Source organism: Pseudomonas sp. RIT-PI-r (assembly GCF_001297015.1).
Lineage (GTDB): Bacteria > Pseudomonadota > Gammaproteobacteria > Pseudomonadales > Pseudomonadaceae > Aquipseudomonas.
In genome coordinates, this window is record NZ_LIGE01000041.1 from 144265 (window position 1) to 160638 (window position 16374).

16 protein-coding genes are annotated in these 16374 nt (G+C 59.8%); 6 read left to right on the forward strand and 10 right to left on the reverse strand.

Features of this window, described 5'->3' with window-relative positions:
- Window positions 1–253 precede the first annotated feature (253 nt).
- The 5 genes from AK821_RS24995 to dksA all read right to left on the reverse strand — a co-directional run bounded on the left by AK821_RS24995 (window position 254) and on the right by dksA (window position 6449).
- On the reverse strand, window positions 254–1690 hold the full coding sequence (locus tag AK821_RS24995) for a sigma-54-dependent transcriptional regulator (RefSeq protein WP_064392482.1): 1437 nt from the start codon (window positions 1688–1690) through the stop codon (window positions 254–256).
- 22 nt (window positions 1691–1712) lie between these two features.
- Complete coding sequence (locus tag AK821_RS25000; protein ID WP_161806676.1) at window positions 1713–4667, reverse strand: sensor histidine kinase; 2955 nt, start codon at window positions 4665–4667, stop codon at window positions 1713–1715.
- Entirely contained in the window at window positions 4651–4827 is a 177-nt protein-coding gene (locus AK821_RS30630; protein ID WP_003176118.1) for a hypothetical protein, read from the reverse strand. The genes AK821_RS25000 and AK821_RS30630 overlap by 17 nt, the downstream gene beginning before the upstream one ends.
- A gap of 77 nt (window positions 4828–4904) precedes the next feature.
- A complete protein-coding gene (gene gluQRS, locus AK821_RS25010) occupies window positions 4905–5801 on the reverse strand; it encodes a tRNA glutamyl-Q(34) synthetase GluQRS (RefSeq protein WP_064392487.1) in 897 nt (298 codons plus the stop codon).
- A 204-nt stretch (window positions 5802–6005) separates the two neighbouring features.
- Complete coding sequence (dksA, locus tag AK821_RS25015; RefSeq protein ID WP_007909922.1) at window positions 6006–6449, reverse strand: RNA polymerase-binding protein DksA; 444 nt, start codon at window positions 6447–6449, stop codon at window positions 6006–6008.
- Between the two features lie 334 nt (window positions 6450–6783).
- Here dksA and AK821_RS25020 point away from each other — a divergent pair, with 334 nt between their 5' ends.
- Window positions 6784–7956 carry a pyridoxal phosphate-dependent aminotransferase gene (locus AK821_RS25020; protein ID WP_064392490.1) on the forward strand — a complete coding sequence of 391 codons (1173 nt, stop codon included), beginning with the start codon at window positions 6784–6786 and terminating at the stop codon, window positions 7954–7956.
- Window positions 7956–8669, forward strand: a complete 714-nt coding sequence (gene sfsA, locus AK821_RS25025; protein WP_064392491.1) for a DNA/RNA nuclease SfsA — start codon at window positions 7956–7958, stop codon at window positions 8667–8669. Before AK821_RS25020 ends, sfsA begins: the two co-directional genes overlap by 1 nt.
- On the opposite strand, the gene AK821_RS25030 is transcribed toward sfsA, so the two are convergent.
- Window positions 8666–8983 (reverse strand): Rieske (2Fe-2S) protein, encoded by a 318-nt coding sequence (locus tag AK821_RS25030; protein WP_064392493.1) that lies wholly within the window; start codon window positions 8981–8983, stop codon window positions 8666–8668. The genes sfsA and AK821_RS25030 overlap by 4 nt on opposite strands.
- Window positions 8984–9148: 165 nt before the next feature.
- Here AK821_RS25030 and AK821_RS25035 point away from each other — a divergent pair, with 165 nt between their 5' ends.
- From AK821_RS25035 to AK821_RS25050, 4 genes are read left to right on the forward strand one after another with little or no spacing between them, the layout of a single operon-like run.
- Window positions 9149–10021, forward strand: a complete 873-nt coding sequence (locus tag AK821_RS25035; RefSeq protein WP_064392495.1) for a heme/hemin ABC transporter substrate-binding protein — start codon at window positions 9149–9151, stop codon at window positions 10019–10021.
- Window positions 10022–10071: 50 nt separating this feature from the next.
- The gene (locus tag AK821_RS25040) at window positions 10072–11055 is read left to right on the forward strand and encodes a FecCD family ABC transporter permease (protein ID WP_163024085.1); all 984 of its coding nucleotides are present in this window, start codon (window positions 10072–10074) and stop codon (window positions 11053–11055) included.
- Window positions 11055–11822 carry a heme ABC transporter ATP-binding protein gene (locus AK821_RS25045; RefSeq protein WP_064392499.1) on the forward strand — a complete coding sequence of 256 codons (768 nt, stop codon included), beginning with the start codon at window positions 11055–11057 and terminating at the stop codon, window positions 11820–11822. The genes AK821_RS25040 and AK821_RS25045 overlap by 1 nt, the downstream gene beginning before the upstream one ends.
- A gap of 21 nt (window positions 11823–11843) precedes the next feature.
- Entirely contained in the window at window positions 11844–12695 is an 852-nt protein-coding gene (locus AK821_RS25050) for a ChaN family lipoprotein (protein ID WP_064392502.1), read from the forward strand.
- 231 nt (window positions 12696–12926) lie between these two features.
- On the opposite strand, the gene AK821_RS25055 is transcribed toward AK821_RS25050, so the two are convergent.
- The 4 genes from AK821_RS25055 to AK821_RS25070 form a co-directional block, all read right to left on the reverse strand.
- Complete coding sequence (locus AK821_RS25055; protein ID WP_064392503.1) at window positions 12927–13721, reverse strand: Crp/Fnr family transcriptional regulator; 795 nt, start codon at window positions 13719–13721, stop codon at window positions 12927–12929.
- Window positions 13722–13737: 16 nt separating this feature from the next.
- Window positions 13738–14010, reverse strand: a complete 273-nt coding sequence (locus AK821_RS25060) for a TfoX/Sxy family protein (RefSeq protein WP_064392505.1) — start codon at window positions 14008–14010, stop codon at window positions 13738–13740.
- A 277-nt stretch (window positions 14011–14287) separates the two neighbouring features.
- Complete coding sequence (locus AK821_RS25065) at window positions 14288–14632, reverse strand: pentapeptide repeat-containing protein (protein WP_007909940.1); 345 nt, start codon at window positions 14630–14632, stop codon at window positions 14288–14290.
- 90 nt (window positions 14633–14722) lie between these two features.
- Window positions 14723–16279, reverse strand: a complete 1557-nt coding sequence (locus tag AK821_RS25070) for a bifunctional aminoglycoside phosphotransferase/ATP-binding protein (protein WP_064392507.1) — start codon at window positions 16277–16279, stop codon at window positions 14723–14725.
- Window positions 16280–16374: the final 95 nt, after the last annotated feature.

Sequence of the window (16374 nt, forward strand, 5' to 3'; positions counted from 1 at the left end):
TGAGTCGATTCGTCTTATTTTTATTGTCTTGTGCATTGCTTGTTATTGTTCTTGTACCAAACATATAGCAGGGGTCGTGCCAACTTTTGCGAAGCCCAGTAAAACAAAGGGTTAGGTCGATATAACCGTTTTCTCGGGACGAAAAAAAGCCGGGGTTTCGTTACCGATAACCCCGGCTTCTGTTACGTGAATCGACTGAGGTAACAGTTTTTTCACATCTTCAAGCGTTACCCGCACACTCGACAGGTAACGTTCAGCTCTCGCTGGCGACCCCGGTCTTGCGCCGCGGGATGCCCAGACGCTGACGGCGTTCCCACAGGCATTTGCGGCTGACGCCCAGTTTGCGCGCCAGTTCGGTCTCGGTCATGTGGTCCTGATGCTCAAGAACGAAGTGCTGGAAGTAGTCTTCCAGCGACAGGTCTTCGGTCGGCTCATGGCTGCTGTTGCTGGCGTTACCCGCCGTTTGTGGCGGCAGGCCGATGAACTCGTCGTCTTCCAGGTCGCTCAGCTCGATGTCGATGCCCAGCAGGTCGGCAGAGATCTCCGGGCTTTCGCTGAGAATCACCGCGCGCTCGACTGCGTTCTCCAGCTCACGCACGTTACCCGGCCAGGAATAGTGACGAATCGCCTGTTCGGCATCCGCGGCAAATTTCAGGTCGGTACGGTTGATGCGTGCGCTCTGGCGCGCGAGGAAGGCCGTGGCGATTTCGTTGACATCGGCACCGCGCTCGCGCAGCGCAGGCAGTTTCAGCGCGATCACGTGCAGGCGGTAATAAAGGTCTTCACGGAACTGGCCGATTTTCGCCAGGCTTTTCAAATCCCGGTGAGTCGCCGCGATCAGTCGTACATCGACCTTCTGCGACTGCACCGAACCGACCCGGCGAATCTCGCCTTCCTGCAACACGCGCAGCAGGCGGGCCTGGGCTTCCAGTGGCAGCTCACCGATTTCGTCGAGGAACAACGTGCCGCCGTCCGCCGCTTCGACCAGACCGGCGCGCCCGGCGCTGGCGCCAGTGAACGCGCCTTTTTCGTGGCCGAACAGTTCGGACTCGATCAGGCTTTCCGGGATGGCCGCGCAGTTCACCGAGATCATCGGTGCCTTGGCGCGTTTCGACAGGTTGTGCAGGGCGCGGGCTACCAGCTCTTTACCGGTGCCGGACTCGCCCTGGATCAACACATTGGAGTCGGTCGGCGCAACTTTGCGGATCTTGCTGTACAGATCCTGCATCGGCGGGCAGGAACCTATGATGCCGATCTCTCCGTTGCTGTTGTCGACCGCGGATTTGCCGCTGCCGTTGGTCGTTTTCACGGCAACGGGCTCGCCGGCAGCAGGGGCCGATTGGCGGTCACGCAGGATCCGCGCGACAGCCTGAAGCATTTCATCGTGGTCGAAAGGCTTGGCGATGTAGTCCACCGCGCCCATCTTCATCGAGTCGACTGCAGAACGCAGGCTGGCGTAACTGGTCATGATCAGCACTGGCGTGCCCTGGCCGAGCTTGATCAGCTCGGTGCCCGGCGCGCCCGGCAAACGCAGATCGCTGACGATCAGATCGAACGTAGGAATGGTGAAGCGTTCTTGTGCTTCCTGCACTGAACCGGCTTCGCTGACCTGGTACTGGTTGCGTTCCAGCAGGCGGCGCAAGGCGGAGCGGATAATTGTTTCGTCTTCGACGATCAAAATGTGCGGCATTGATTCGATACTCTCGACGGTCTCAGTTCACAGCGGACGTCGCTTCGACATGACGCGGTAAGGTCACCCGGATACGGGTGCCGCGTTGGCTTTGTACATCAGCCGGGCTGTCGATGGTGATTTGTCCATAATGCTCTTCAACGATGGAATAGACCAGTGCAAGGCCCAGACCGGTGCCTTCGCCAGGATCCTTGGTGGTGAAGAAGGGTTCGAACAATCTATCCATGATGTTCTTCGGAATACCGCTGCCTTCGTCTTCGACGATCAGATCGACCGTGTGTTCGCCGGCTTCGCTCTTGACCCGTACCGCACTGTGCGGCGGCGAGGCGTCGCGGGCGTTGGAGAGCAGATTGATCAAGACCTGGGCGAGTCGCTGCGGGTCGCCTTCGACCCAGTGATCGGGGTCGCACAGGTTGTAGAACTGCACTTCGAAATTGCGTCGGTTCAGCGCCAGCAGCCCGATGGCGTCCTGTGCCACTTCCGCCAGACAAACGGGCTCGTCGCTGTGCTGATGGCTGCCGGCGTGGGCGAAACTCATCAACGACTGGACGATGCGCGATATGCGTTTGGTCTGTTCGAGAATCTGCCCGCTGATTTCCGTCAGCTCGTCGTCTTCTTCGCGTTCCTCGCGCAGGTTCTGCGCCAGACAGGCGATGCCGGTGACCGGGTTGCCGATTTCGTGGGCCACACCCGCCGCGAGGCGACCGATGCTGGCCAGACGTTCGGAGTGCACCAGTTTGTCTTCGAGCATCTGCGTTTCGGTCAGATCCTCGACCAGCAACACCAAACCGCTGTTGCCCGGCGCCAACGGCTCATCGATAGCGGCTTTGTGCAGGTTCAGCCAGCGGGTCTGACCGTCGAGGGCCAGATGCTGTTTGTGCAAATGTTCGTCGGGCAGGTTGATGAAACCCTGGAGCAATTCTTTCCACGGCTCGCCAATGGTGCTCAGGCGCGAACCGACCACGCGCTGCGCGGCGATCCCGGTGAGTTCTTCCATGGCCTTGTTCCACATCAGGATCTCTTGATCCTTGGCCAGCGAGCAGACGCCCATCGGCAGTTCCTGCAGGGTCTGGCGGTGGTAGCGGCGCAGGGCATCGAGTTCGGCGGCCAGACCGGTGAGGCGCGAGTGATAATCCTCGAGGCGGCTTTCGATGAAGTGAATGTCTTCGGTCACATAGTTTTCGCCGCCAGCCTTGTACGGCAGGAAGGTTTCAACCATGTCCTGCGCGACGCTCGGGCCCATCAGGCCGGAGAGGTTGGCTTCGATGCGGTCACGCAAACGGCGCAAGGCGTAAGGGCGGCGTTCGTCGAAGGGCAGGTAAAGGTCACGCAGCGCTTGTTCGACTTCTTTTTGCGCAGCCTTGGCGCCCAGCGGTTTCGCCAACTGTGTGGCGAATTCCTGCGGGGAGGCGGCGTGCAGTTCGCGGCGTTGCGGGCGACGGACGTTGTCCACCGCGCAGGCCTCGGCGGCGCTGGCTTCTTCCGGACTGGCATTGGTGAACAGCGAGATCAGGGTGAACATCAGCACGTTGGCGGCGAGCGAGGCGATGGCCGCCATGTGCCAACTGGTGTCGTCGAGCACGTAAATCATGTTCAACAGCGGAATGTAGAAACCCTGCAGATTGCCGACCAGCGGCAGCAGCATGGTCACCACCCAGACCAGAATCCCCGCCAGCAGACCGGCAATGAAGCCACGACGGTTAGCAGTCGGCCAATACAATACCGACAACACGCCCGGCAGGAATTGCAGGGTCGCGACAAACGCGACGATGCCGAGGTTGGCCAGATCCTGCTCGGCGCCGAGCATCAGGTAGAAGCCGAAGCCGGCCATGATGATCGCGACGATCAGCGCCCGGCGGGTCCATTTCAGCCAGCGGTAGATATTGCCTTCAGCCGGCGGCTGATAGAGCGGCAGAACCAAGTGGTTCAGTGCCATCCCTGACAGCGCCAGGGTGGTGACTATGATCAGGCCGCTGGCCGCCGACAGACCGCCGACATAGGCGAGCAACGCCAGCGGTTTGCTGTTGGCGGCGATACCGATACCAAGGGTGAAATATTCCGGATTGGTCGTGGCACCGAGCTTCAGGCCGGCCCAGAGAATCAGCGGCACTGCCAGACTCATCAGCAGCAGGAACAGCGGTAAGCCCCAGCTCGCACTGACCAGCGAGCGCGGATTTAGGTTTTCGGTAAAGGTCATGTGATACATGTGCGGCATCACGATCGCCGAGGCGAAGAACACCAGCAGCAGTGTCCGCCAAGGGCCTTCCTGCAATGGTGTGTGCAGGGCGGCGAGGGCGGTCTGGTTTTGCAGCAGCCACAGTTCAAGCTGTTGCGGGCCGTCGAACACACCGTACAGCGCATACAGGCCGACGCCGCCGAGGGCGATCAGTTTGATCACCGATTCGAAGGCAATCGCGAACACCAGGCCTTCGTGTTTCTCGCGGGTAGCGATGTGGCGTGAGCCGAAAAAAATCGTGAACAGAATGATCAGCGCGCAGAACGCCAATGCCACGCGGCTCTGAATCGGCTCGCCAGTCAGAATGCCAATGGAGTCGGCCACCGCCTGAATCTGCAACGCCAGCAAGGGCAGTACACCGATCAGCATGAAAATCGTTGTCAGTGCACCGGCCCAGGTACTGCGAAAACGGAACGCGAACAGATCGGCCAGCGACGACAGTTGATAGGTGCGGGTAATTTTCAGGATCGGATAGAGCAACACCGGCGCCAGCAGAAACGCGCCGGACACGCCGAGGTAGCTGGACAGAAAGCCATAACCGTACTGATACGCGAGGCCGACCGTGCCGTAGAACGCCCAGGCACTGGCGTAAACCCCCAGCGACAAGGTGTAGGTCAACGGGTGGCGAATGATTGCCCGCGGGATCATGCCCCGTTCGCTGATCCAGGCAACGCCGAACAGCACCGCCAGGTACGCGGCGCTGATCAGGATCATCTGGGTCAGGCTAAAGCTCATCGGCATCTTTTTGGCTCTGCAGGATGAAGGTCACGACAATCAGGATCAGCCAAAGCAGATAGGGGCGATACCAGGCGCCCGTAGCGTCGATCCACCAATCCATGATGGCGGGGGAAAACAGATAGATCCCCACGACTAAAAGCAGGACCAAGCGATAGATGTACATCCCGGCCTCTCTTTTTTATGCGCGTGCCCGAAAACGTGCGGCGATGGTAACGGATGGGCGCGCGACTGCAAGTGTCGTCATAGCAGTTGCGCCTCGGGCAGGGTCAGTGTGCGCGGTATCTTCGTCGCATCCCAATGCTTGCTGCCCCAACTGAGCAGTTCTTGCGGCGAGGCGTGCGCCAGTTCGGCACCGGGGTTTTGCCCCAGGGCGCGCAGGGCTCGCAGCAACAACGGCGTGGCTTGATCAGCCTGCAGCGGTGGCGAACGGTAGGTCTTGCCGAGCTTGTTACCGTCCGGTTGGGTAATCAGCGGTAGGTGCAGATAACGCGGTTGGCGCAGGCCGAGCAGTTCTTGCAGATACAGCTGACGCGGAGTCGAGTCGAGCAGATCGGCGCCGCGCACAATGTCGGTGATGCCTTGCCACGCATCATCGAGCACCACGGCCAGTTGATAGGCGTAGAGCCCGTCGCGCCGGCGGATGACGAAATCGCCGACATCGCGCCCCAGATGCTGGCGGTATTCACCCTGCACGCGGTCGATGAAGTGGTATTCCAGTTCCGGCACGCGCAGGCGGATGGCGGCGTCTTGCTGGTCGTGGCCGAGATTGCGGCACAGGCCCGGATAAATGCCGTTGTACGCTTCGAGCTGTTTGCGCGAGCAGGTGCAGGCGTACGCGAGACCGTGATTGAACAGGCTGTTGAGAACGTCGGCGTAGGCGTCGTGCCGATCGCTCTGACGCACCATGTCGCCGTCCCATTCGAAGCCATAGCTTTCCAGCGCCTTGAGGATTGCCGCTTGCGCACCGGGCTCTTCACGGGGCGGATCGAGATCTTCCATGCGCACCAGCCAGCGACCGCCGACCGAGCGCGCGTCGAGGTAGGAGGCGAGGGCGGCAACCAGCGAACCGAAGTGCAGGTGGCCACTGGGGGTTGGGGCGAAGCGGCCGATGTAGGCGGGGGGTGTTTTGGCAGTCATGAAGACGAAACTACTTTTCAGGCTATACGCAGGTCAACTTGTAGGAGTGAGCCAGCTCGCGATAACGGTGTGACATTCAACACCGATATTGACTGACCCACCGCTATCGCGAGCAGGCTCACTCCTACAAAAGGCAAAGGCAAAGGCAAAAGGCAGAAACAAAAACGGAGCGTTCGCACGCTCCGTTTTTCGTTCAGGTCGAGATTACTTGCCGACCTGCTTTTCCTTGATCTCAGCCAGGTTCTTGCAGTCGACGCACATGTCGGCGGTAGGACGGGCTTCAAGGCGCTTGACGCCGATCTCGATGCCGCACGAATCGCACCAGCCGTATTCGCCGTCTTCGATCAGTTGCAGTGTCTTGTCGATCTTCTTGATCAGCTTGCGCTCGCGATCACGGGCACGCAGTTCAAGGGCGAACTCTTCTTCCTGACTGGCACGGTCGGCCGGGTCGGGAAAGTTGGCCGCTTCGTCCTTCATGTGATCAACAGTTCGGTCGACTTCCTGCATCAAGTCCAGTTTCCACTTGGTCAGGATCTTGGTGAAGTGCGCGCGCATGGGTTTGCCCATGTACTCTTCGTCTTTGGCCTGAACGTAAGGTTCGAAGCCACTGATCGCCGTTTGCTGCTGTTGCTTTGCTTGGGTGGGCATGAAATGGACCGCCTCTACTCTTGTAATCCATTGCGCAGGATTGCTCCATCACCGACACCTGCCGGCCCTGCGGCTGCAAGCGGGCGAACTTACCAGATCAAATCGGCCTGCGCTACTCCCGGATGTCGAGGCCCCGGCGGGTGGCGCTTGCAAATGTTTGGCAAGCCGTGTCTGGTGGTGTTGAAGACCTGTTCAATCACTGATTTTAGTCAATCCTGGAGCGTACGCTCATATCGTTACAGTCCAGCGTTCTCGAGGCTGTGACCGCTACGGGTTCTCGCTCGTTCCGGCAGATGGGTAGAATCGTCTCTTTTTCCCTGCCGAAGGAAAACCAATGGCTCAGCCTTACAGTGCGCGCAGTCGTGCGATCGAACCGTTCCATGTGATGGCGCTGCTGGCGCGAGCCAATGAATTACAGGCTGAAGGCCACGACGTGATCCATCTGGAAATCGGCGAGCCGGACTTCACTACGGCCGAGCCGATCATCCGTGCCGGGCAAGCGGCGCTGACGGCAGGCAAGACCCGTTACACCGCTGCGCGCGGCATTCCTGAACTGCGTGAGGCGATTGCCGGGTTTTATCAATCGCGTTACGGCCTAGACATTGATCCACGACGGATTCTGATCACTCCGGGCGGTTCCGGTGCGCTGTTGCTGGCCAGTGCGTTGCTGGTCGATCCCGGGAAACACTGGCTCTTGGCGGATCCCGGTTATCCGTGCAACCGCCATTTCCTGCGTTTGGTCGAAGGCGCAGCGCAGCTTGTCCCTGTAGGGCCGGACGTGCGTTATCAACTGACCCCGGATCTGGTCGAGCGTCATTGGGATCACGATAGCGTCGGTGCACTGGTCGCCTCGCCGGCCAACCCGACCGGCACGATTCTGACTCGCGATGAGCTGGCCGGGTTATCTACAGCCATCAAGGCCAGACACGGCCATCTGGTGGTGGACGAGATCTATCACGGTCTGACGTACGGCACCGATGCTGCCAGCGTGCTGGAAGTCGATGACAGTGCGTTTGTGTTGAACAGCTTTTCCAAGTATTTCGGCATGACCGGTTGGCGCCTCGGCTGGCTGGTGGCGCCGGAGGCGGCGGTCAGTGAGCTGGAAAAGCTGGCGCAGAATCTCTACATCAGTGCGCCGAGCATGGCGCAACACGCGGCGCTGGCCTGTTTTGAACCCGATACCATCGCCATTCTGGAAGAGCGCCGCGCCGAATTCGGTCGTCGTCGCGATTTCCTCCTGCCGGCGTTGCGCGAGTTGGGATTCAACATTGCCGTGGAGCCTGAGGGCGCGTTCTATTTGTACGCCGATATCAGCCAGTTCGGCGGTGATGCCTTCGCGTTCTGCCGTCATTTCCTCGAAACCGAACATGTCGCGTTCACGCCGGGACTGGACTTCGGTCGCTATCAGGCCAGTCACCATGTGCGTTTTGCCTACACGCAAAATCTCCCTCGCTTACAGGAAGCGGTGGAACGCATCGCGCGTGGCTTGAAGAGTTGGCAAGGCTGATGCGCTTTTATCCGGAACTTGAAGAAGCGCGGCTGATCCGTCGCTACAAGCGTTTTCTCGCCGATATCGAAACCGTTAGCGGCGAGTTGCTGACCATTCACTGCCCGAACACCGGTTCGATGCTCAATTGTCAGGTCGAGGGCGGGCAGGTCTGGTTCAGCCGCTCCAATGACCCGAAACGCAAATTGCCCGGCACTTGGGAAATCGGCGAAACCCCGCAGGGCCGCTTGTTTTGCGTAAACACCGGGCGCGCCAACGGGCTGGTCGAAGAAGCCTTGCAGGCGGGCGCGATCACCGAGTTGAACGGTTTCACTGCGTTGAAACGCGAAGTGGCGTACGGCCAGGAAAAAAGCCGCATCGATTTTCGCCTCGAATACCCGAGCGGCCCGGCTTACGTCGAGGTGAAAAGCGTCACCTTGGGCTTCGATGGCACGGCGGTGGCGGCGTTTCCTGATGCCGTGACCCAGCGTGGCGCCAAGCACCTGCGCGAATTAGCGCATCTGGCGCGGGACGGCATTCGCGCGGTGCAGTTGTACTGCGTGAATCTGACCGGGATCGAAGCGGTGCGTCCTGCCGAAGAAATTGATTCGGCTTATGCCCAGGCGCTGCGCGAAGCGGTGGCATGTGGTGTTGAAGTGCTGGCGTACGGCGTTCGCTTGAACCACGAAGAAATGGTCATCGATCGCCGTCTCGATGTATTGCTCAACGGTTAAACATCGATCCACAGGCCTTGCGCGTCTTCGCGGCAAGGGATGGCGGTGAGTGCTTGCCCGGCGCAGGGCCCGGCCACGCATTCACCGTCCTCGATGAGAAACAGTGCGCCGTGGGTGGCGCACTGGATCAGGCTGTTGCTCGGGTCGAGAAACTGGTCGGGGTGCCATTCCAGCCCGACGCCACGGTGCGGGCAGCGATTCAGATAAACGTAGGCCTGGCCGCTGCGGCGCACGGCAAAGAGCTTTTTTCCGTCGACTTCAAACCCACGGCTGGCGGCTTCGGCGAGCTCGGCGCCCGCGCAGAGAAACTTCATGACTATCCTCTACTGTCCGCTCGTGTCTGGATATGTCCGAGCTTGACGTTTAAATGCAAACAATTATCAAATGGCGGCCTTCGTCCGCAGGGCGGCTGGCAGGGTCGAGGATACTTGGCCTGTTATCCGGATGCCCGGGAAAAACGTCTTTCAAGGAAGCTGTGTATGCGCCTGAGTACCCGCGTTGTCGTGCTGTGTGCCGGACTGTTCGTCAGCCATCAGGCTGCAGCGGCCGATTTGCCGCAACGGTGGGTCAGCGCTGGCGGCGCGTTGTCGGAGTGGGTCGCGGCATTGGGGGGCGAGTCAAAACTGGTCGGCGTCGATACCACCAGCCAACATCCTGAATCCTTGAAGGCGCTGCCGAGCATTGGTTATCAGCGCAGTCTTTCGGCAGAAGGTATTCTCAGCCTGCGTCCGGACATCCTCATCGGCACCGAAGAAATGGGCCCGCCACCCGTGCTTGCGCAGGTGAAAGCGGCCAAGGTTCAAGTCGAATTGTTTTCGGCTCAACCGGATTTGCCGACGCTGGAGAACAACCTCACACATCTGGGCCGGTTGCTTGGCGCTGAAGCGCAGGCAACGCAGTTGCTGCAAAGTTATCAACAGCAACTCGATGCGCAGAAAGCACGAGTCACTGACACGCAATCCAAGCAGAAAGCGCCCGGCGTACTGTTGCTGCTCGGCCACGCGGGCGGCAAGCCGTTGATCGCCGGCAAGGACACTGCCGCCGACTGGCTGCTGCAGCAGGCGGGCGGGCATAACCTGGCGACGCACACCGGTTACAAGCCGTTTTCCGTGGAATCCCTCGCCAGCCCCGATCCTGAAGTGCTGGTGTTCGCTGATCGTGCGCTGACCGGTGAGGCGGCGAAAGCAGCGCTGTTCAAGGAAAACCCGATTCTCAATTCAAGCCGTGCGGCCAAGGCCGGGCGCGTGCTGGAGCTGGATCCGACGCTGCTCGTCGGTGGGCTCGGACCGCGTCTGCCAGCCGCACTGAAAACCCTGTCTGACGGTTTCTACCCGGCCAAGAGCGGCCAATGACCACATTGGTAAAACCCCGTGGCTTGTTTATTGGCCTGACGCTTCTGTGTTTGCTGGCGATCTGGCTGTCATTGGCGCTGGGGCCGGTGAGCCTGCCGCTGTTCGATACCTTGCGCGCGGCGTTGCGCATGCTCGGCGTGCCGCTGGCGCCGGACGGTCTGGAGCAGGCTGAACTGATTCTGGGGCAGATTCGTCTGCCGCGTACTTTGCTTGGATTGGCGGTCGGCGGCGTGCTGGCCTTGTCCGGCGTGGCGATGCAGGGCTTGTTTCGTAATCCGCTGGCGGATCCGGGGCTGGTTGGGGTTTCCAGTGGCGCGGCGTTGGGCGCGGCGATTGCGATTGTCGGCGGCTCTTTTTTCGGTGGTTTGCCGGAGTGGTTCGGGCCTTATCTGTTGTCGGTGTGCGCGTTTCTTGGCGGGCTTGGCGTCACGGCGCTGGTTTATCGCCTCGGTCGCCGCAACGGTCAGACTAACGTTGCAACCATGCTGCTGGCGGGCATCGCCCTGACCGCGCTGGCCAGTTCGGCGGTTGGCCTGTTCACTTATCTGGCCGACGACGCGACCCTGCGTACGCTGACGTTCTGGAACCTCGGCAGCCTCAATGGCGCCAGTTACTCGCGGCTTTGGCCGTTGCTGATCATCAGCGCCGGGGTTGCGTTATGGTTGCCGCGTCGGGCCAAGGCGCTGAATGCGCTGCTGCTCGGGGAATCCGAGGCAGGGCATTTGGGCATTGATGTCGAGCGGCTCAAACGTGAACTGGTGTTCTGTACGGCGCTGGGTGTTGGCGCAGCGGTGGCAGCGGCGGGCATGATCGGTTTCGTCGGGTTGGTGGTGCCGCACCTGGTGCGTCTGCTCGCAGGGCCGGATCACAAAGTGTTACTGCCGGCGTCGGTACTGGCGGGCGCGAGCCTGTTGTTGCTGGCTGATCTGGTGGCGCGATTGGCCCTGGCGCCAGCGGAGTTGCCGATCGGTATCGTTACGGCGTTTATCGGCGCGCCGTTCTTTCTCTATCTGCTGCTGCGAGGGCGTGCCTGATGCTGCGTGCGCACAATCTACAGATCCTGCGCGGCCGCAAAACGGTACTCAGCGGATTGACCCTGCAACTTGAACCGGGCGAAGTGCTCGGTGTGTTGGGGCCCAACGGTGCCGGCAAAAGTACATTGCTGGGCGCTCTCTGCGGTGAACTGACCGCCATTGAAGGCGGGGTTTCTCTCGATGGTGAGGCGTTGGCGCGTTGGACGGGCACGCAACGCGCCCAGCGTCTGGCGGTGCTGCCGCAGGTCTCGACTCTGGATTTTGCCTTTCGCGTTGAGGAAGTGGTCGGTATGGGTCGCTTGCCCTATCAAAGCGGCCAGGTGCGCGATGACGAAATTATTGCGGCGGCGCTGGCGGCAGCGGATGCCGGGCATCTGAGCGGTCGCAGTTATCTGGCGTTGTCCGGCGGTGAACGTCAGCGGGGGCATCTGGCGCGAGTGCTGGCACAACTCTGGCCGGGGCAGGCGGGGCAGACATTGTTGCTCGATGAGCCAACGTCAATGCTCGATCCGCTGCATCAGCACACCACCTTGCAAGCGGTGCGTGAGTTTGCCGACCGTGGCGCAGCGGTATTGGTGATCCTGCATGATCTGAATCTGGCGGCGCGCTATTGTGATCGCATTCTGCTGCTTGAAGGCGGGCGTCCGGTGGCTCTGGATACGCCGGAGCAAGTGCTGCGGCCGGATACGCTGAAAGCTGTGTTCGGTCTTGAAGTCTTGGTGCAACCGCACCCGGAGCGTGGGCATCCGCTGATCATCGCCCGCTGATCCTGTCATCGAGGTGATTGCATGCGTGGCTTGTGGCTATTAGCAGTGGTGTGGCTCGCGGGGTGTCAGCATGTGGTTGCGCCACCGCCGATCAGTGGCGAGATTCGCGATTTGCGCAATGGCGAGGTGCTGACGGCGCAGCAACTGGTCAATCGGCTTGCTGCGCCTGAGCAAGTGATCATCGGTGAGCAGCATGACAATGCCGATCATCACGCCGCGCAGCTGTGGTTGTTGCAGTCCCTTGGTGAGCGACGGCCGCAAGGGAGTCTATTATTGGAAATGCTCACGCCGGATCAGCAGCCCAAAGTCGATGCCCTGCGCCAGCCTGCTTCGCCACCCGCTGATCTTCCTGTTGCATTGGCCTGGCAGGATGGCTGGGACTGGAATCTTTATGGCCCGATTGTGCGCTTCGCCCTCGCGCAGCCTTATCCGCTGCTGGCGGCCAATCTTGAAAACAGCGAAATCCGCGCTTTCTATCGCAATGCTTCAGCTCTGAGCGGTGCGCGCACTAATGCGGCGTCGGTGAAAAAAACGCTGCTGGAACAGATCAGTGATTCCCACTGTGGCTTGCTGCCAGAATCACAGATGCCGGCGATGCTCGCCGTTCAGCAACAACGTGATCGGCGTATGGCCGAGCGCCTGTTGGCTGCAGCGAAACCTTCTTTGTTACTGGCCGGGGCGTGGCATGCGCGCAAGGACGTCGGTGTGCCGTTGCATATTGTGGATTTGGGCGCCACTGAAGCCCCTGCGGTTTTGATATTGGCAGAGCAGGGCGGCGAGGTAACAGCCGCGATGGCCGATTACGTTTGGTACACAGCCGCCACGCCAAAGCAGGACTATTGCGAACAGATGCGCAAACAATTCGGCAAATGACTTTTCCACAGGCAAAAAAAGACCCGGTAAAAACCGGGTCAAATAACCGTGATTAGCCTGATGAGGAGATAATCTGAGAGTCCGAACCAAGGGCTTTTCAGAATATCGACTGATCTCGCGACCAGTTGTGATAATCATAGCGATTCTCATTACGGAGTCAACAACTGATTCTGCATTTATTTGATTTAGTCGACGAAATGGCCGGAACACCCCGAAAACAAAGGCTTCGCGCTAACCTTCGGCTCTCGTCAATTGAGTGAGCTGGGTGTTCAGTTGGCCAATGCGCCGCGCCATGCTTTCGATCAAGCTATGCGCGATCTTCGGATTGGATCGAGTCATGCTTAAAAACTGGTCGCCGGGAATCAGCATCACGGTGCTCGGATCGCGAGTGATCACCGTAGCATTGCGCGGTTCGCCAGTGAACACTGCCATGGCGCCAAAAATTTCGTCCTTGGGCACATCGCCCACCTTTTGCCCATCGACGAATGCCTCGGCATGTCCGTCGATGATCACAAAGACGTGATCGGCGGCGTCGCCCTGATGGATCAGGACTTCACCTGCCTCGACCCGTTTGAAGCCGTTGGTGCTGCGAAACTCTCGCGGCTTCAACTCTGCCACTGCGTGAGCGAGGATTGCCATTTGCCCCAGCAGGTATGCGAGAAATTGATCTGCTCGGGAAGCATCGGCATACAGATGCTGAAAAAGCGCGTGGCGATGATAGGGTTGCAAGCGCAATGGCCCGTCACTGCAAAAGCGGCAGTCGCCCCACTCTTCACCTTGCTGAAGGCCGATCAAATCACCTTCCTGCCAGTAAAACAGTGGGCGCGCGCCGATGCAGCCGTTGATCACGCCTTCGCTGAGCAGAAAAAGCTGATCATCTGGCAACTGCGCGAGCAAATCATCCGTTGCCTGCAGTTCGACAATCGCGCCACAGGGGGCGAGGCCTTCGAGCCATTGCCCAGGCAAACTCTGCAAGCGATTGATCAGTGCGTCGGCGTGTGCCGATTGGTCCCCCAGTAAATACATGGCGGTCAGCGCCCGTTCAGTTCTTGTGACGCGAGGAAATGGCATCGAGCTGCTTGTTCAGGGCGTCCTTGCGCTCGGCGGGAATGTCGTTCCAGTGCACATCCATCAGCGCGCCTTCGATCGCATACAACAACACCTTCGATGCGCGAAACCCGCGGGTACGCACGGCCCGGTAGGCGTCCACCGCGCCCAGGCGACGCAAGTCCGAGGCGCTGTGGATGCCCACGGCATGCAGCCATTGCGCCGACGTCTTGCCAAGATTCTTCAGGTGTTGCAGTTCATCATTCATCAAGCCTCCTTGCGACGGCCGAATGGTGCGTGGGCGAGCTTCTCAGGAGTGTAGCCATCAGTAGGAAAAGCGTGGTTCTTTGGTCGGATTCGACGCAAATGCTTCTAAGAAAAGAAGTTTGAAAGGCCTGCGAGCGCAGAAAGGACGGAGAAAACACACATATCAATGTAGGAGTGAGCCTGCTCGCGATAGCGGACTGGCAGGCACACATGTGTTGAATGTTAAACCGCTATCGCGAGCAGGCTCACTCCTACAGGGAAGGCGCTGGATGGTTATTTCAGCGAGTGCGATAACGCAAACGCGTACCGAAATTCATCGACATCAGAATCTCGTCGGCGCTCAGCTCAGGGGGAAAGTACGCCCCGGAAATCTGCGCGTGGGCCAGGCTCGCACCTTCCAGCGATGCATTACGGAAATCGATGCCACGCAAATCGGCGGAACGGAAGTACGCGTCCCGGAAATCCACGCCATCGGCGTTCAGTTCACGCAGATCAAGACCACGGAAGTCGCCGCCGACCATGTCGATCGGGCCGTCTTGCGGCCGTTCCTTGTTGAAACCTGTGATGTCGTCTTTGTGCAGCAAGGCGTATAGCGGGGTGTCGAGAAGTTTCGGCTGGCTCATGTCATATCACCGTTGGTTTTATGACGCCAGTATAGTGCCACTATTTGACGGCCGTGAAGCAAGCGAGGGCTTCACGACCGAAATAGTTTCTTACAAGCCTGGCAGGCGCTGACGGATCTGCGCGACCACGGTGTCCAGCGTGCCGGATTCATTGGTCTGCACGCGTTTGCTGCGCAGGATTTCTTCTGGTGTCAGCGCTTCGCGGTTGGCTTGCTGTGCTTCGATCACCGCGAGGGTGGCGTCGGACGGATCCTTCTGGTCGGCCTGACGAATCGCCAGCCAGCTCTCGATGACCGCTTGCGGCGCGTTGCAGTCGAGGATCAGGAACGGCGTACCGGTGGCTTCAGCGATTTTCGCCGCGTTGTCGCGCTGCTCACGCTTCAAGTAAGTGGCGTCAATCACTACCGGGAAACCGGCGTGCAGGATCACTTCAGCGATTTCATGCAAGCGTGCGTAGGTCGCGGCGCTGGCGTCAGCGCTGTAAATGCCGGCCTGTACATTGTTGTCGACGGTTTGCTCACCGAACAAACGCTTGCGTTCAACATCGGAGCGCAGGCGAATCGCGCCCAGCGCTTCGACCAGACGCATGGCTACATGGCTCTTGCCGACAGCGGATACGCCGTGGGTGATTGCCATGAAGCGCGAAGGAATGGTGCTGTAGCTTTCGGCCAGGTTGGCGTAGTTGCGGTACTGGCGCAGAGTGGTGGCGCGCTGCACCGGGGTCGCGTCCGCCGGCATGCTGAACAGGGCAACCTTGGCGCGAACCAGGGCACGGTAGGCTTTGTAAAAGTTCAGCACTTCCAGACCTTGATAGTCGCCGGTCAGCTCCAGGTACTGGCTGATGAAACGGCGGGCCAGGGATTTCAGGCCGCGGTCTTCCAGGTCCATCGCGAGGAAACCGGTGTCGGCCCAAACGTCGGTGAAGCGGAACGGTTCGTTGAACTCGATGCAGTCGAAGATCACTACTTTGCCGTCGATGACCGTGGCGTTACCCAAGTGGATATCGCCGTGGCATTCACGGGTGAAACCTTCGGTCTTGCGCTGAGCGAACAACGGCTTGAGACGTTCGAAGCTGCTTTCGGCCCAGGCTTTCAAAGCCTCGAGCTGCAGCAGATCGTTCTTGTCGCTGAGGAACGGCAGGATCTGCTCGAAGTTTTGCGACACCGGCGCCATTACGCTGTCCGGGGTGCCTGCGTCGTGCTCAGCCGGGACTTTCGGCGCACTCAGGTGGAAACGCGCGATCTGCTCGGCCATCTCATCGATGTGCTGGGTGGTCAGCTCGCCGTTGGCTTGCAGGGTGCTGAGCATGCCGGTCTGCGGGAATTGGCGCATTTTCAGCACATATTCGATGGCCGGGCCGTCGCCGCCCAGTTGCGGTGCTTCGACGCTACCGGTCACTGGCAACACTTCCAGATACAAATCGTCGGTCAGGCGCTGGTTCAGGCGCAGCTCTTCAGCGCAGAAATGTGCGCGTGAATCGAGGCCGGTGAAGTCGAGGAAGCCGAAATTGACCGGCTTCTTCACTTTATAGGCAAAGGGACCGGTGAGGATCACCCAAGAGATATGGGTTTCGATGACCTGGAACCCTTCGACGGGGTGCGGGTAGAGGGCCGGGTTTTGCAGGGCAGCGATCAGTGACTGGCTCACGGGCGATCCTTCAGAGACTGGGGGGAAATTCGATGCGGCCATTATGGCCGCTCGCCAGCCTGACGCAAACCTCGGAGCGCTCCTGTTGAGGATGA

What these genes read in the sequence shown, in the direction of transcription:
- AK821_RS30630 (WP_003176118.1), bottom strand. Translation starts at nt 4,827, where the DNA reads ATGTACATCTATCGCTTGGTCCTGCTTTTAGTCGTGGGGATCTATCTG.
- AK821_RS25050 (WP_064392502.1), top strand. Translation starts at nt 11,844, where the DNA reads ATGCGTGGCTTGTGGCTATTAGCAGTGGTGTGGCTCGCGGGGTGTCAG.
- AK821_RS25030 (WP_064392493.1), bottom strand. Translation starts at nt 8,983, where the DNA reads ATGAAGTTTCTCTGCGCGGGCGCCGAGCTCGCCGAAGCCGCCAGCCGT.
- sfsA (WP_064392491.1), top strand. Translation starts at nt 7,956, where the DNA reads ATGCGCTTTTATCCGGAACTTGAAGAAGCGCGGCTGATCCGTCGCTAC.
- AK821_RS25045 (WP_064392499.1), top strand. Translation starts at nt 11,055, where the DNA reads ATGCTGCGTGCGCACAATCTACAGATCCTGCGCGGCCGCAAAACGGTA.
- AK821_RS25055 (WP_064392503.1), bottom strand. Translation starts at nt 13,721, where the DNA reads ATGTATTTACTGGGGGACCAATCGGCACACGCCGACGCACTGATCAAT.
- AK821_RS25060 (WP_064392505.1), bottom strand. Translation starts at nt 14,010, where the DNA reads ATGAATGATGAACTGCAACACCTGAAGAATCTTGGCAAGACGTCGGCG.
- AK821_RS25035 (WP_064392495.1), top strand. Translation starts at nt 9,149, where the DNA reads ATGCGCCTGAGTACCCGCGTTGTCGTGCTGTGTGCCGGACTGTTCGTC.
- AK821_RS25065 (WP_007909940.1), bottom strand. Translation starts at nt 14,632, where the DNA reads ATGAGCCAGCCGAAACTTCTCGACACCCCGCTATACGCCTTGCTGCAC.
- gluQRS (WP_064392487.1), bottom strand. Translation starts at nt 5,801, where the DNA reads ATGACTGCCAAAACACCCCCCGCCTACATCGGCCGCTTCGCCCCAACC.
- AK821_RS25000 (WP_161806676.1), bottom strand. Translation starts at nt 4,667, where the DNA reads ATGCCGATGAGCTTTAGCCTGACCCAGATGATCCTGATCAGCGCCGCG.
- dksA (WP_007909922.1), bottom strand. Translation starts at nt 6,449, where the DNA reads ATGCCCACCCAAGCAAAGCAACAGCAGCAAACGGCGATCAGTGGCTTC.
- AK821_RS25020 (WP_064392490.1), top strand. Translation starts at nt 6,784, where the DNA reads ATGGCTCAGCCTTACAGTGCGCGCAGTCGTGCGATCGAACCGTTCCAT.
- AK821_RS24995 (WP_064392482.1), bottom strand. Translation starts at nt 1,690, where the DNA reads ATGCCGCACATTTTGATCGTCGAAGACGAAACAATTATCCGCTCCGCC.